The organism is Stappia sp. TSB10P1A, from assembly GCF_900185725.1.
In the GTDB taxonomy this organism is placed as follows: Bacteria; Pseudomonadota; Alphaproteobacteria; order Rhizobiales; family Stappiaceae; genus Stappia.
The window spans coordinates 18,060-31,850 of sequence record NZ_FYAU01000030.1; the positions used below are offsets into that span (position 1 = coordinate 18,060).

Annotated in this window: 16 protein-coding genes; 9 read left to right on the forward strand and 7 right to left on the reverse strand. The window is 71.0% G+C overall.

The genetic code is table 11. The features are described 5' to 3' along the window. Positions 1–88 precede the first annotated feature (88 nt). From TSB10P1A_RS16265 to TSB10P1A_RS16275, 3 genes are all read right to left on the reverse strand, one after another. Positions 89–1,054, reverse strand: a complete 966-nt coding sequence (locus TSB10P1A_RS16265) for a GAF domain-containing protein (protein ID WP_186389000.1) — start codon at positions 1,052–1,054, stop codon at positions 89–91. A gap of 113 nt (positions 1,055–1,167) precedes the next feature. Beyond that, positions 1,168–2,007: a transporter substrate-binding domain-containing protein gene (locus TSB10P1A_RS16270; protein ID WP_186389001.1), complete on the reverse strand. Its 840-nt coding sequence runs from the start codon at positions 2,005–2,007 to the stop codon at positions 1,168–1,170. A gap of 200 nt (positions 2,008–2,207) precedes the next feature. Further along, positions 2,208–3,137 carry a LysR family transcriptional regulator gene (locus TSB10P1A_RS16275; protein ID WP_186389002.1) on the reverse strand — a complete coding sequence of 310 codons (930 nt, stop codon included), beginning with the start codon at positions 3,135–3,137 and terminating at the stop codon, positions 2,208–2,210. Positions 3,138–3,284: 147 nt separating this feature from the next. On the opposite strand from TSB10P1A_RS16275, the gene TSB10P1A_RS16280 reads away from it, so the two are divergent. From TSB10P1A_RS16280 to TSB10P1A_RS16320, 9 genes are all read left to right on the forward strand, one after another. Further along, complete coding sequence (locus tag TSB10P1A_RS16280; protein WP_244293149.1) at positions 3,285–4,526, forward strand: FAD-binding oxidoreductase; 1,242 nt, start codon at positions 3,285–3,287, stop codon at positions 4,524–4,526. Further along, positions 4,523–4,810 (forward strand): 2Fe-2S iron-sulfur cluster-binding protein, encoded by a 288-nt coding sequence (locus tag TSB10P1A_RS16285; RefSeq protein ID WP_186389004.1) that lies wholly within the window; start codon positions 4,523–4,525, stop codon positions 4,808–4,810. The genes TSB10P1A_RS16280 and TSB10P1A_RS16285 overlap by 4 nt, the downstream gene beginning before the upstream one ends. Beyond that, positions 4,800–6,203, forward strand: a complete 1,404-nt coding sequence (locus tag TSB10P1A_RS16290; protein WP_244293150.1) for an FAD/NAD(P)-binding oxidoreductase — start codon at positions 4,800–4,802, stop codon at positions 6,201–6,203. The genes TSB10P1A_RS16285 and TSB10P1A_RS16290 overlap by 11 nt, the downstream gene beginning before the upstream one ends. Then, on the forward strand, positions 6,200–7,597 hold the full coding sequence (locus TSB10P1A_RS16295; RefSeq protein ID WP_186389005.1) for an aldehyde dehydrogenase family protein: 1,398 nt from the start codon (positions 6,200–6,202) through the stop codon (positions 7,595–7,597). Before TSB10P1A_RS16290 ends, TSB10P1A_RS16295 begins: the two co-directional genes overlap by 4 nt. Before the next feature lie 11 nt (positions 7,598–7,608). After that, positions 7,609–8,352 carry a 4-hydroxy-tetrahydrodipicolinate reductase gene (locus TSB10P1A_RS16300; protein WP_186389006.1) on the forward strand — a complete coding sequence of 248 codons (744 nt, stop codon included), beginning with the start codon at positions 7,609–7,611 and terminating at the stop codon, positions 8,350–8,352. Between the two features lie 21 nt (positions 8,353–8,373). Further along, positions 8,374–9,291 carry a 4-hydroxy-tetrahydrodipicolinate synthase gene (gene dapA / locus TSB10P1A_RS16305; protein WP_186389007.1) on the forward strand — a complete coding sequence of 306 codons (918 nt, stop codon included), beginning with the start codon at positions 8,374–8,376 and terminating at the stop codon, positions 9,289–9,291. A gap of 177 nt (positions 9,292–9,468) precedes the next feature. Further along, positions 9,469–10,134 (forward strand): amino acid ABC transporter permease, encoded by a 666-nt coding sequence (locus tag TSB10P1A_RS16310; protein WP_186389008.1) that lies wholly within the window; start codon positions 9,469–9,471, stop codon positions 10,132–10,134. Positions 10,135–10,144: 10 nt separating this feature from the next. Beyond that, positions 10,145–10,924, forward strand: coding sequence for an amino acid ABC transporter ATP-binding protein (locus TSB10P1A_RS16315; protein ID WP_186389009.1), 780 nt, complete (start codon positions 10,145–10,147; stop codon positions 10,922–10,924). A gap of 3 nt (positions 10,925–10,927) precedes the next feature. Continuing rightward, on the forward strand, positions 10,928–12,004 hold the full coding sequence (locus TSB10P1A_RS16320; protein ID WP_186389010.1) for a saccharopine dehydrogenase family protein: 1,077 nt from the start codon (positions 10,928–10,930) through the stop codon (positions 12,002–12,004). On the opposite strand, the gene TSB10P1A_RS16325 is transcribed toward TSB10P1A_RS16320, so the two are convergent. From TSB10P1A_RS16325 to TSB10P1A_RS16340, 4 genes are read right to left on the reverse strand one after another with little or no spacing between them, the layout of a single operon-like run. Next, positions 12,001–12,234 (reverse strand): hypothetical protein, encoded by a 234-nt coding sequence (locus tag TSB10P1A_RS16325; RefSeq protein WP_186389011.1) that lies wholly within the window; start codon positions 12,232–12,234, stop codon positions 12,001–12,003. The genes TSB10P1A_RS16320 and TSB10P1A_RS16325 overlap by 4 nt on opposite strands. A 52-nt stretch (positions 12,235–12,286) precedes the next feature. Next, positions 12,287–12,697, reverse strand: a complete 411-nt coding sequence (locus TSB10P1A_RS16330; protein WP_186389012.1) for an SRPBCC domain-containing protein — start codon at positions 12,695–12,697, stop codon at positions 12,287–12,289. Continuing rightward, positions 12,694–13,086, reverse strand: coding sequence for a helix-turn-helix transcriptional regulator (locus TSB10P1A_RS16335; protein WP_244293151.1), 393 nt, complete (start codon positions 13,084–13,086; stop codon positions 12,694–12,696). The genes TSB10P1A_RS16330 and TSB10P1A_RS16335 overlap by 4 nt, the downstream gene beginning before the upstream one ends. Before the next feature lie 48 nt (positions 13,087–13,134). Next, complete coding sequence (locus tag TSB10P1A_RS16340; protein WP_186389013.1) at positions 13,135–13,722, reverse strand: winged helix-turn-helix transcriptional regulator; 588 nt, start codon at positions 13,720–13,722, stop codon at positions 13,135–13,137. Positions 13,723–13,791 lie beyond the last annotated feature (69 nt).

A 13,791-nucleotide genomic window follows, 5' to 3' on the forward strand; every position in this document is an offset into this window, starting at 1 on the left:
GGGATGGGCGGAAACTACCGCTGGAACGGAGGGCGATCAGCCGGCACGCGGACGTCGGCGATCGGACCTGTCTCGGAATCGAGACAGGTCAGCTTTCGTTTTCGCCGATGCCGAGCCGGTTCATGCGCCGATAGAGCGTGGCGCGCCCGACGCCGAGGGCACGGGCCGCCTCCGAGACATTGCCGCCGCTGCGCGACAGCGCCCGCATCACCGCCGCCCGCTCGGCCCGCTCGAAGCCGGTCGGTCCGTCCTCGCGCCCGAACAGGTCCGAGGCGGGCACCCGGCGGATCGGGCCGCTGGTCCCCAGCCCGAAGGCCTTGCGCGCCCCCCGCGTCGCGCCGAGCACGATGTCGTCGCGGTCCACCGCCAGCAGCATCGCGGTCTCGCTGTCGTCGGCATCGGTGACGATGATGCGGGCCTGCGGGAAGGCGGCGCGGAAACTGTCGACCTCAATCTGGCGGGCGGTCTGGGCGACCATGGCGGCGATCAGCCGGTTGAAGGACTCGGTCTGGTCGGCCCGCGCCGAGGAGACGTCGAGCGCCCCGATCAGCTCCCCCTCGGGCCCGAAGATCGGCGTGTCCATGCAACTCATCGACGTGTTGCGGGCGCGGAAATGTTCGTCGCGGTGGATGATGACGCGGCGCTGTTCGGCGATGCAGGTGCCGATGCCGTTGGTGCCTTCAGAGGCTTCGGACCAGTCGAAGCCGGGCACCAGGCCCCAGGCCTCGAACACCTCGGCATCGCCGTCGGCGGCGCGCAGATCGAGCACCACCCCTTCGGCATCCGTCAGCAACACGCCGCATCCGGAGGCGCTGACGAGCTGGTAGAGCGCATCCAGCCGCGGCGCAGCGATCCTCAGGATCGCCTCGTAGCGGGCGCGGCGTTCGGCAAGCGCCTCGCCGCTGATGCGCCGCACCGCATCCCGTTCGCCCGGATCGAGGCCGTAATGGTCCAGCGACCGGCGCCAGGAAGCGGCCAGCCGTGAGCGGGCGGCGGAATTGGAGTCGGTCGCCGTCTTCACGACATGCGCGACATGCTGCGAGGGATCGGCCAAGTCGTTCTCCTCCTTGGGCGCAGCGTAGCATCCGACAACCCGTCCCGGAAACGAAAACCCCCGCGCCGGTGGCGCGGGGGCGAAAGGTCGATGGGGTGAGGATCGGATCCGGATCAGCCGCCGAAGCCGAAGCCGACGGGCATGTCGGTCAGGGTGATGCCGAAGGGCTCCAGACTCTTGACGATCCAGGTCTGGTTGTTGCCGATGCGGCGGTTGTACTCGGCCCAGGCCGAGACGAAGCTCTTGAACGTCTCGTCGGCGCTGTAGTTGAGGGCGATGACGGAGGGGGTCGACAGAACCGGCGTCGGCACCTTCACCGAGCCCATCGTCGGCGCCTTCTTGGAGATGACGAGGCCGTTCAGCATCGTGTTGACGAGGCCGTCCGCCTTGCCGGTGGTGACGGCGACGATGGCCTCGTCCCGGGTCTTGAAGCGCAGCACATTGGCCTTGGGCAGATACTGCTGGGTGATCAGGTCCTGCGCCGAGCCGAGATCGACGGCGAAGGTGTATTTCGGGTCGTTCAACTCGCCCCAGGTCTTGCCGGTCAGTTCGTCCTTGGCCGAGACGATGATGAAGCTGTTGTAATAGGTCGGGTCGGAGAACGACACCGACATGGCGCGCACCGGCGTCGCGGTCACCGCGAAGGCCATGTCGACCTTGCCGCTCTGCACGTCGAGAATGGCGTTGGACCAGCTCGACTCCACCACTTCCAGCTTCACGTCCAGCATCTTGGCGATGTCGCTCGCCATGTCGATGACGAAACCTTGCCATTCGCCGGTGCGCGGATCCTTGTTGAAATACGGCACCTCGTTGAGGATGCCGGGAATGCGTAGCACGCCGCGGGCGCGGATCTCCTCGATGGTGCCGGCGCTCGCGGTGCTGACGGCGGCGCTCGCGGCGCCGATGGCCAGCGTCATGGCGACGACACTGCACAGCTTCTTCAGGAATGTCATGGGTAAAGGACCTCCGTTGTTCCCCGACGTATCGTTGGCCGGTGCCCGTCTGGTGGCGCGGCCCGGCAGCACTGTTGGCCGGGGTCAAGCCTAGCGGGCGCGGGGGTGGGAACAATGCTAGAGACGCCGCCGCCCTTACGCAGTTTTTTATATGTTGGAAGGACCAATGGCGCTCACGGCGCCGGATAATCCGAGGGCGCCTACAGCGCCGGATGGGCGAGATCGCCGCCGCGCGGCGGCTCCAGCACCGGGCCGACCAGCTCGGCCTGGCAGTCGGCGAACAGCCGCTGCACGCTCGGGTGCTTCTGCAGGAAGCCGGCGCTGCCGAAATAGACCCGCACCTCGGGCAGGTTGGTCAGCCTGACGCTGGCGATCGCCGCTTCCTCGCCCTGCATGCACCAGGACGGGATGATGGAGAAGCCCAGCCCCTCCTCGACGCAGCGCTTCACCGAGGAACTGCCGGAGGTGGAGATCGCCGGCTGCACCTGCGCCCCGTCGCGGCCGAGGAAGTCGACGGCGAGGTTGCGCAGTGTCTGGCCGGGCTCGTAGGTGATGAAGGCGCGCCCGCGCGCCCAGGCCGGCACCTCGGCCGGGGCCGGCGCCGCGCCCCAGGCGCGCGGATAGACGAGACTCAGCCGGTAGCTGCCGAGCAGGCGCTGCGGCACCACCGGATCGCCGAAATAGCGCTCGGAGATGCACACGTCGAGACTGCCGTTCTTGACCAGTTCGGCCAGCACTGTGTCGCGCTCGTAGACGGCGAATTCCATCTCCGGGAATTCCTCGCGAAACCGCGTCAGCACCTTGGGGAACAGATAGAAGAAGATCGCCTGCGGCATGCCGACGCGCAGCGCCGAGCGCTGGTTCTCGATCAGCTTGGTCAGCCGTTCCAGCATGATGTCGAGTTCGGGATGCAGCAGGTTGTAGAGCGCCCGGCCGCGCGGCGTCAGCGCGATCCGCTTGGCGCCCTGCTCGGTCTCGATCAGCCGGCCGTTGAGGATCTGCTCCAGCCGGCGCACATGGTTGGCCGCCGACTGGTAGCTGAGATTCAGTTCCCGCGCCGCGCCGGAAAACGATCCGTGCCGGGCGACCTGGTAGAAGGTCTGGATGAGCGTCAGGCTGATCTTGGCCATGCGTGTCTCCCTGCCGCACCGCCATAGGGGCTGCCTCCCCCTTAGCCGATACAAAATTCCGCAGCAAGCTCGCCCGTCATCTTGTATCGACGCTTCCCCGCCGGCCCCGCCACACTTGCCCCCATGTTCAACCCCTGGGGTCAGCCCGTGGCAACTGCGCATCCGCAACCCGCTTCCGTTGTCGTCGCCGGTGCCGGCATCATTGGCAGCGCCGCCGCCTATTTCCTGGCGCGGCGCGGGCTCAATGTCACGGTGCTCGACGCGCTCGCCCCGGCCGCCGAGGCCTCCGGCGCCGCCGACGGCGCCGTCTCCGTCGCCAGCAAGCGTCCGGGCCCCTTGATGCAGGCCGCGCTCCAGGGCATCGCCCTCTATCGCCGGCTGGCGGGGCTCGACCCGGACCCCGGAACCGGCCTTCAGGGCGACGACGCACCGCTTGCCGGCCTGTTCCATCCCCGCTCCACCTTCATCGTCGCCGCGAGCCCGACCGAACGCGCGGTGCTGGAAGCCCATGCCGCCGCCCTCGCCCAGGCCGGCGTCGCGGTCGCGGCCATCGAGCCGCCGGCGATCCAGGCGCGCTTTCCCGCCCTGTCGGCGGCCGCCTGCCTCGTCATCGAGGTGCGCGGCGACGGCCATGCCATCGGCTATCAGGTGGTGCGGCAACTGCTTGCCGCCGCCCGCGTGCCGGTGCTGCGCGGCTGCCCGGTGACCCGGCTCGACATCGACGCGGCCGGCGGGCGCATTCGCGCCGTCGAGACGCCGCGCGGCCGGATCGCCGCCGATGCCTTCGTCTTCGCCACCGGCAACGGCACCGCGCCCCTGTTCGGCCTGCAAGCCGTGCTCACCCCGCGCAAGGGCCAGTTGCTGATCACCGAGCGCGACCTGGCGCTGAGCCGCGCCATGCCCGGCTCGATCATGTCCGGGCGCTATCTCCTGTCCAAGGGCAGCCAGACCCGCGCGCTGGACGCCGGCGGCGAGCAGGCCTCCGCCTCCGCCGCGCGCGGCTTCGGCCTCGTCGTCGACCCGCTGCGCACCGGCCAGTTCCTCATCGGCGGCACCCGCGAGGACCATGGCGACAAGCGCGAGACCGATCTTGCCGCCGTCTCCCGCATCCTCTCCGACGCGGTCGCGCTGGTGCCCGGCCTTGCCGGCGTGCGCCTGCTGCGCGGCTTTGCCGGCGCCCGCACCGCCGTGCGCGACGGGCTGCCGCTGGTCGGCCCCCTGCCCGGCCTTGCCAACGGGTTTCTCGCCACCGGTTTCGAGGGTGACGGCATCTGCCTCGGTCCGGTCACCGGCGCCGCCCTTGCCGATCTCGTCTGCGGCACGGCGCCGGCGCTGGACCTTGCCCCCTTCGCGCCCTCCCGCTTCGCCGAATTGCAGGCCGCCGCATGACCCGTCCCACCTTCTTCTGGATGTCGCGGCCGATCCCGTTTTCGGACGGCGAGAGCATCGCCGCCGCCCTCACCGCCGCCGGCATCGTCTCGCTGGGGCGCGATCCCGTCGGCCAGTCGGCCCGCTACTTCTGCGGCATCGGCGCCTGCCAGGCCTGCACCGTGCGGGTCGCCGGCGTGCCGCGCGAGGCCTGCCTGACCAGGGCCGAGGCGGGCGCCCGCGTCGAGCCCCTCCACCCCGCACCCCTCCACCTCGTACAGGGAGAGCCCGGCGATGCGGCCTGACGCCCCCCGCAAGATCGAACGGGCGATGGATGTGCTGGTCGTCGGCGGCGGCCCGGCCGGCATGGCCTGCGCCAGCGCCTGCGCCCGTCAGGGCCTGTCCGTCACGCTGGTCGACCAGCGCGCCAGCCTCGGCGGCGCCATCTTCCGCCAGCCGGTCGGCGGCGCCGCGCCGGTGCCGCAACCGGCCTCCTCCCGGCAGCGCTGGCGCCGGCTCCTCGCCGATCTCACCTCCGCACCCGGCCTCGACCTGCGCCTTGAAACCCTGTTTCTCGGGCTCGAGGCCGACGGCCTGGCGCTGATCGAGGATCGCAATGCCGGCCGCGTCCTGTCGCTGCGCCCGCGCGCGCTCGTGCTTGCCACCGGCGCCGTCGAGCGCATCCTGCCGCGTCCCGGCTGGACCCTGCCGGGCGTCGTCACCGCCGGCGGGCTGCAGGTGTTGATGAAGGAGACCGGCCGCCCTCCCGCCGGCCGGGTGGTGCTGGCCGGCTCCGGCCCGCTGCTGCTCGCCGTCGCCGCCCAGATGACCGGCCTCGGCCATCCGCCGCTCGCCATTCTCGAGGCGGGCGACCCGCTGCGGCGCTGGTCGGCAGGTCTTGCCCTCATCGCCCATCCGGCCCTGCTGCGCGAGGCGGCGGGCTATCTCGCGACCCTTGCCCGCGCCCGCGTGCCCTGGCATCGCGGCGCCGTGCTGCGGCGGATCGCAGCCGAGAGCGAGGGCGAGGGCGAGACCCTTGTCGCCACCTGGACCGACCGGCGCGGCGCCAGCCACAGCCTTGCCGCCGATCGCATCGCCCTGCATGACGGGCTTGCCGAAAACGCCTTCGGCCTGCCCGAGGATGCGGCGGCGTCGCCGCGCCGCCCGCTGGTCCTGCGCATCGGCGACTGCCGCGCCGCGCTCGGCGCCCCGGCCGCCATCGCCGACGGCACTGCCGCCGGAGAGCGGATCGCGGCCCGCCTCGCCTCCCCGACCGGGCGGCAGGCCACCGATGCCGAAACCGAGCCCGCCGCCCTTGCCCGCCACCGCGCCGCCCAGGGCCATATCGCCCGCGCCTTCGCGCCGCTGGCGCCGGTGTCCCCCGCCGACCTTGCCGACGACACGGTGCTGTGCCGCTGCGAGGGCCGCACCGTCGGCGACCTCAAGCGCCTGCTTGCCGAGGATGAAGGTCTGTCCCCGCGCGAGCTGAAGCTGAGCGGCCGCTTCGCCATGGGCGCCTGCCAGGGCCGGTTCTGCGCCGCCAACACCGCCGCCCTGACCAGCAGCCTGACCGGTGCGACCACTCCCTTCGCCCCCGGCGCGTTCACCGGCCAGCGCTGGCCGATCCGCCCCGTTCCCATCGCCGCGCTCGCCGCCCCGGCGCCCGCCCCCTCCCTGCCTGACGAGAGCCAGACATGACCAAGCTGTCCACCGCCGCCCTGCACACCGAGCCCGACTTCGCCGTCCGTAACCCGTTCGACGGGACCGAGGTCGCCCGCCTGCCGGCGAGTTCCCCGGCCGATATCCTCGCCGCGCTCACCCGCGCCCGCCGCGCCCAGGCTCAGTTCCGCCATTCGACCCCGGCGGAGCGCCGTGCCCTGCTGAACGCGCTCGCCGCCGAGATCGCCGCCGATGCGGAACCCCTTGCCGCCACCATCTGCGCGGAAATGGGCAAGACCATCCGCGAGGCGCGCAACGAGGTCCGCCGCGCCCAGAACACGCTGAAACTGTCCGGCGATGCCGCCACCTTCCTCGACGGCGAGGCGCTGCACTGCGCCATTGTCGAGGGCGGCGCCGACCGGCTCGCCACCATCACCTATCAGCCGGTCGGCGTCGTCGGCGCGATCACCCCGTTCAACTATCCGGTCAATCTCCTGTGCCACAAGCTCGGGCCCGCCATCGCCGCCGGCAATGCGGTGGTCGCCAAGCCCTCGCCCAAGGCGCCGCTCGCCGCCGCCCGCCTTGCCGAGCTCGCCGTGCGCGCCGGCTGGCCGCGCGATCTGTTCCAGGTGGTGCATGGCGGTGCCGAGGCGGCGCTGGCGCTGGCCCGCGCGCCCATCGACCTGCTCTCCTTCACCGGCGGTCCCGCAGCCGGCCTTGCCCTGAAGACCGCCAGCGGCCTCGTCCGCTGCCTGATGGAACTCGGCGGCAACGATCCGCTCTTCGTCCTGCCGGATGCCGATCTCGACCGCGCCGTCGCCACCGCCATCGGCCATCGTTTCGAGATCGCCGGCCAGAGCTGCGCGGCGGTGAAGAAGCTCTATCTCCACTCCGCCATCGCCGAGACCTTCATCGATCGGCTGGTCGCCGCCGTCGCCGGGGTCCGTGCCGGCGATCCGGCGGACGAGGCCACCGACATGGGGCCGGTGATCGACGAGGCCGCCGCGCGGCTGGTCGAGGAGCGCGTCGGCGCCACCCTCGCCTCGGGCGCGCGTCTCCTCGCCGGGGGCGGCCGCAAGGGCACGCTGGTCGCCCCGACGGTGCTGCGCGACGTCGCCGCCGACGCGCCGATCATCGCCGAGGAAACCTTCGGCCCGGTCATCGCCATCCGCACCTTCTCGGACGCCCGCACCGCCATCGCCGAGGTCAATGCCGGCGCCTACGGCCTGCAGGCCGGCGTCTTCACCAACGACCATGCCATGGTCAAGCTGTTCTCGCGCGAGCTGATCGTCGGCGGCGTGATGATCAACGAGGGCCCGGATTTCCGCGCCGAACACGTCCCCTTCGGTGGCGTCAAGCGCAGCGGCCTCGGCCGCGAGGGCGTGCGCATCGCCCTGCGCGAGATGAGCGAGCCGAAGGTGGTGATCGACTGAGGGAACCCGCCATGCGCATCGCCGTCATGGGCGCGTCGGGCCGCGTCGGGACCCGCCTCGTCGAACTCGTCCTCGCCAGTCCCGGGCTGGAGCTGGCCGCCGCGCTGGTCTCGCCCCGCTCGGCCCTGGTCGGCACGCCGGTCGCCGGCGGCAGCATCGAGTACCGCCCCTCGGACGCGGCCATGAACAGCCATTGCGACGTGATCGTCGACTTCTCCTCGCCCGCCGCCTCGCTCGCCCTGCAGGGCGAGGTCGGCGAGAAGCCGATCCCGATGGTCATCGGCACCACCGGCTTTTCCGCCGAAGAAGACGCCGCGCTCACCGCCTTCGCCGCCCATCGGCCGATGGTGGTCAGCGCCAATTTCGCCCTCGGCTTCGAGGCCTTCCGCCAGATCGCCGGCCGCTTCGCCCGGTTGATGCCCGGCGGTGAGGCCGGCGTCGGCGAGGTCTATCACGCCCGCAAGAAGGCCGAGCCCTCCGGCACCTCGCGCTGGCTCGCCGCCACGGTGCGCGAGGCCCGCTCCGCCGCCATGGGCTTCGACGCGCCGGAGCCGGACATCCGCGTCACCCGCGAGGGCGACACGGTCGGCGTCAACGAGCTCCGGTTCGACCTTGGCTCCGCCGAACTGCTGCTCAGCTACCGCGTCCACACCCTCGCCGCCTATGCCGAAGGGGCGCTCGCCGCCGCCCAGTGGCTCGCCGCCCGCCGTCCCGCCAACGGGCGCTATGCGCTCGCCGACACCAATTCAAACTGACTTCTGCAAGGAGGATCTTCCATGACCGACATGGCCAGCCGTTTCCGCGGCGTCTTCACCGCCCTCGTCACCCCGTTCCGCGACGGCGAGGTCGACCATGCCGCCTTCGCCGCGCTGGTGGAGCGCCAGCTCGCGGCGGGCGTCGCCGGCCTCGTGCCGGTCGGCACCACCGGCGAGGCGGCGACCCTGTCCGAGGCGGAGGCCGAGGACCTGATCGCCCGCACCGTCGCGCTGACCGCCGGCCGCGCCATGGTGCTGGCCGGCGCCGGAGCCAACGACACCCGCAAGACCGTGGAGAAGGTGACGCGCGCCGAGGCCGCCGGGGCGGACGCGGTGCTCGTCGTCACGCCCTATTACAACAAGCCGACCCAGGCCGGCCTGCTCGCCCATTACGGCGCCGTCGCCGAGGCGACCAGCCTGCCGATCGTGCTCTATTCGGTGCCCGGCCGCTGCGGCGTCGAGATCGCGCCGGAAACCTGCGCCCGGCTGGTCGAGCGCCACGCCAACATCGTCGCCATCAAGGAGGCCGGCGGCTCCTCCGCCCGCGTCACCCGGCTGCGCCAGGCCTGCGGCGACCGGCTGATCATCCATTCCGGCGACGATGCCCTGACCCTGCCGTTCCTGTCGCTCGGCGCCGTCGGCGTCACGTCCGTCGTTTCCAATGTCGCCCCGCGCGAGATGGTGGAGATGGTCAAGGCCTGGGAGGCGGGAGACACCGCCCGCGCGCTCGCCCTGCACGAGCTGGTCGCCGAGCTCGCCGACGGCCTCTTCATCGAGTCCAACCCCGGCCCGGTCAAGGCGGCGCTCGCCCTTGCCAATCTCGCCGGTCCGGAGCTGCGCCTGCCGATGGTGCCGGTGACGGATGCCAGCCGCGAGACCATCGCGGCGATCCTCGGCCGCTTCGCCGATGCCGCCGCCAGCTTCCAAGAAATGCGCTAAGCCGGCGCCCTTGCTTTGCATTGCGGCGCCCGCGCGCCGCATAGGACACTGCCTCAAGCCATGGACAGGAGCGGCCGCGATGCGGCGTGATCGTCCACACGAACAAGAAACCAGAGGACCCGAGACAATGACAGCGACGCGACAGGCCCCGCGCCGTCCCGGCAGGGAGGCGCAGCCGTGACCTATACCTGGGATTTCCACTCGGTCTGGCAGTACCGCGACCTCTTCATGTGGGGCCTGTGGATCAGTGTGGTCTACACGGTCGGCTCGATTGTCTTCGGCGTGCTGATCGGCTTCCTCACCTGCTCGATGCGCCTGTCGGGCTGGCGCATGCTCAGCTTCATCGCCCGCGTCTATCAGGAGATCTTCCGCACCACGCCGCTGCTGGTGCAGCTCCTGTGGTTCTACTACGCCTTCCCGCTGCTGGTCGGTGGCAACATCGACAACCGCGTCGCGGCGATGCTGACCCTGTCGCTCTATGTCGGCGCCTTCTACGCCGAGATCTTCCGGGGCGGCATCGTCTCCATCGACAAGGGCCAGCGCGAGGCGGCCGCCGCCATCGGCATGAGCCCCTGGCAGGCGATGCATCGCATCATCCTGCCGCAGGCGTTCAAGCGCATGCTGCCGTCCTTCATCAACCAGTCGGTGATCCAGTTCAAGAACACCTCGCTGGTCTCGGTCATCTCCGTCGCCGACCTCGCCTATATGGCGGCCGTCGTCAACGGCCAGACCTACCGCCCGCTGGAATCCTACACCGTCATGGCCGTGCTCTACATCGCCATGCTCCTGCCCATGACGCAGATCGCCGACTGGGTGGAAAAGCGCCTGCGCGTCAGCGACTGAGGAGATCCAGATGACCGCCACATCCCTGTCCGCCGCGCCCGCCCCCGTCATCGAGGCCATCGGCCTGCGCAAGACCTTCGGCCATCACGAGGTGCTGAAAGGTCTCGACCTCGGCCTTGCGCGCGGCGAGGTCGTCGCCCTGATCGGCCCGTCGGGCTCGGGCAAGTCCACCTTCATCCGCTGCCTCAACCGGATGGAGGCCCCGACCGGCGGCGAGATCCGCTTCCGCCAGAAGCGGGTGCGCGACGGCTTCCGCGATCGCGGCGAGGACCTCGGCATCGGCACGCTGCGCCGCCATGTCGGCATGGTGTTCCAGCACTTCAACCTCTTTCCGCACAAGACCGTGCTGCAGAACGTCACCGAGGGTCCGGTGATCGTCTGCAAGCGGCCGCGCCGCGAGGCGGAAGAGGAGGCGATGGCGCTGCTCGAACAGGTCGGGCTCGCCGAGAAGCACTCGGCCTATCCCAATCACCTGTCCGGCGGCCAGAAGCAGCGCGTCGCCATCGCCCGCGCCCTCGCCATGCGCCCGGAAGTCCTGCTGCTCGACGAGGTGACCAGCGCCCTCGACCCGGAACTGGTCGGCGAGGTGCTCGCCGTCATCCGCGCCCTTGCCGAGGCCGGCATGACCATGGCCATCGTCACCCACGAGATGGCCTTCGCCGCCGAGGTGGCAAGCCGCGTCCTGTTCCTCGATCAGGGCGTCATCGCCGCCGAGGGCAGCCCGGCCGAGGTCATCCTCGAACCGACGAACCCGCGCCTGCAGGCCTTCGTCGCCAGGTTCAAGGGCTAGCAAATGTCGCAGGTCAAGCTCACCCTGTTCGGCGCCGGCCATGTCGGCACGGCGCTTGCCACCGTCCTTGCCGGCCATGGCCGCTTCGCCGTGCAGGTGGTCGACGGGTCCGACGACGCGCTCGACCGGCTGCAGGGCCTCGGCCTGCCGCTGACCCTGCGCCATCTCGCCCCCGGCGAGGAGGCGCACCGCCTGATCGAGGGGCAGGACATCGTCGTCGCGGCGGTGCCGGACCAGGCCGTCGCCCGCGTCGCCGAGGCGGCCCTGCTGGTGAAGGCGCATTATCTCGACTTCATCCCGACGCCCCGGGCCGCGCGCCACAGCCTCGACGCCCTTGCCGGCCACCGCGCGGTGCTTACCGGCTGCGGCGTGTCGCCGGGGCTGATCGGCGTGCTCGCCTGCGGCCTGCTCAAGGACTTCGCGCCGGTCTCCGATCTCGTCATCCGGGTCGGTGCCATCCCGCGCCATCCCACCAACCGGCTCGGCTACGGCCAGATCTGGAATGTCGACGGGTTGATCGAGGAATACACCCGCCCGAGCGCCGCCATCCGCGACGGCGCCGCGGTCGAACTGACGCCGCTGGAGGAGTATGAGCGCCTCACCTTCGACGGCATCGGCTACGAGGCGTTCGTCACCGCCGGCGGGCTTGCCGATCTCGACGCGCTCGCCGGCTTCACCCCGCGCAACGTCACGGTGAAGACCCTGCGCTATCCGGGCCATCTCGATTACATGCGCTTCCTGCTTGACGATCTCGGCCTGCGCCATCGCCGCGACCTGCTGCGCACGCTGCTGTCCAACGGCCTGCCGCTGATCGAGGACGACGTGCTGCATGTGGTCCTCACCGCGCGCGGCCAGCGTGGCCGCCAGCAGGCAGAGCGCACGCTGCGCTACCGCTTCGCGCCCAATGCCGCCTACGGGCCGTTCAACGCGCTGACCTCGGTCGCCACCGGCTATGCCGCCAGCCTGCTGACGCTGCTCGCCGACGGCGCCCTGCCGGACCGTGGCCGGATCGCGCCGCACCATCTCGATGCCGCCCGCCTGCTCGACAGCCCCTTCATCGCGCCGCTGCGGCGGGATTAGGGACGGGCCTCTCTGGTCGCTGCCGCTGTGCCGTCCCGCCGTGCGAGCCACGGCTGGGCGAACAGCCACAGGCCCGTCAGCATCAGGGGGATCAGCGGCACCAGCGCCAGCACCCCCACCCAGACGGAGGCCGTGCCGGCAAGGTTCGTGGCGATATTGGCGAGGACCGCCAGGGTAAAGGCGAGCGACAGCCAGCGGTGGGTCTGTCGGATCCATCCGTTTCGGGTCATGACAAGTTCCAGGTTTGGGGGGACGGTGTGGTTCAGGTCGCGGTGGAGCCGGTCACTCCATGCGCGCCAGCACCTCTTCCAGCGCATCGAGGAAATGCGGCCAGCCGGCCTTGGCGCCGCCATAGTAGCGCGGCTGGTCGCGGCGGAAGCCGGTCTGCTCCATCCGCAGCCGCGTTCCCCCGCGCGTCGGGGTCAGCGTCCAGGTGACGATGCTCTTGAGATCATGGTCGCCCCAGCTATAGGCGAGCAGGAGCGGCGGCTCGATGTCCAGCACCTCGCAATCGACCGAGCCCCAGTCGGCGCGAAAGCCGAAGCGATGGCCGATGGCCGGGCGGAAGTCGCCCTTCATCAGCCACTCCTCGATCAGATGCGGCTCGGTCAAGGCCCGCCAGATCCGCTCCGGCGGGTGGGCGATATCGCGTTCGACGACGACCGACAGCGTGTCTTCATGGGTATCCGTCACTGATCCATCCTTCCAAGCAGGTCTTCAAGGGCGTCGAAGCGGGCTTCCCAGAAGCCGGTCATCCGCCGCGTCCAGTCGGCCAGCGGAGCGAGGGCCGAGACATCGGCGCTGTAGTGGGTCTGCCGCCCCGCCTGCCGGTCGCGCACCAGCCCGGCCTGTTTCAGCACCGCAAGATGCTTGGAAACCGCCGGCTGCGACACGCCGGCCTGCGCCGTCAGCGCGCCGACGCTCTGCTCGCCGTCGCGGCACAGCCGTTCGAAGATCGCCCGCCGCGTCGGATCGGCGAGCGAGCGAAAGAGGGCGTCTTGGCCAATGTCTTGGCCAGTGTCTGGGCCAATGTCTGGGCCAGTGACTTGTGCAGTGTCTTCGGCGTGCGGCATGAAACCCATAACTCCATGGCTATGGGTTTATCTCATAACCGAATGGTTATTGATCCGTCAAGGCCGCTCCGACCGGACCGCGTGGACGCGCGCCCCGCGCGGCGACAGGCGATAGCCGACCGCCAGGCTCTCGGTCAGCCCGAGCTCCTTGAGCCGGCGCACGCGGGTCTTGAAGGCGAGCTTGTCCAGGCCCATCGCGGCGGCAAGTTCCGCCGCCGGGCGCTCCGGGTTGCGGGCGATCAGATCCAGGATCCGCCCGGTCCAGGGTCCCTCGCGTGCCCGCCCGTCCATGGCATCGAGCCGCCCGGCGATCTCCGCCAGCGCCTGCGGGTCGAGGCCGGCCTCTTCGCGCAGCCCGGCGCGCGGGTCCTCGCCGCCCCAGGACACCTCGATCCGCTCCAGCGTCCCCGGCCTGCCGCCATCCAGCCAGTCGCGCAGCGCCGCCGCATCCGGGAAGCCGGCCGCGCGGGCGTCGTCGTCGGTCACAGCACCCGCCTCGACCGGCGAGATGTCGCCGATGGCAAGGACGCCGATCGCTGTGCGCAGGGTTCCGCCGGGCTTGACCGTGCGGCGCCTCCAGCGGCGGAACTGCAGGCTGATCCGCCCTGCCCTGATCCCCTCCAGCACCTCGCCTCTCAGCAGCATTGCGCGCCTCCCTCCCGTGTCGTGCCCGCCTGCTCCATTGTCATGCCGCCCGCCCGGCCGCCGCCCCCG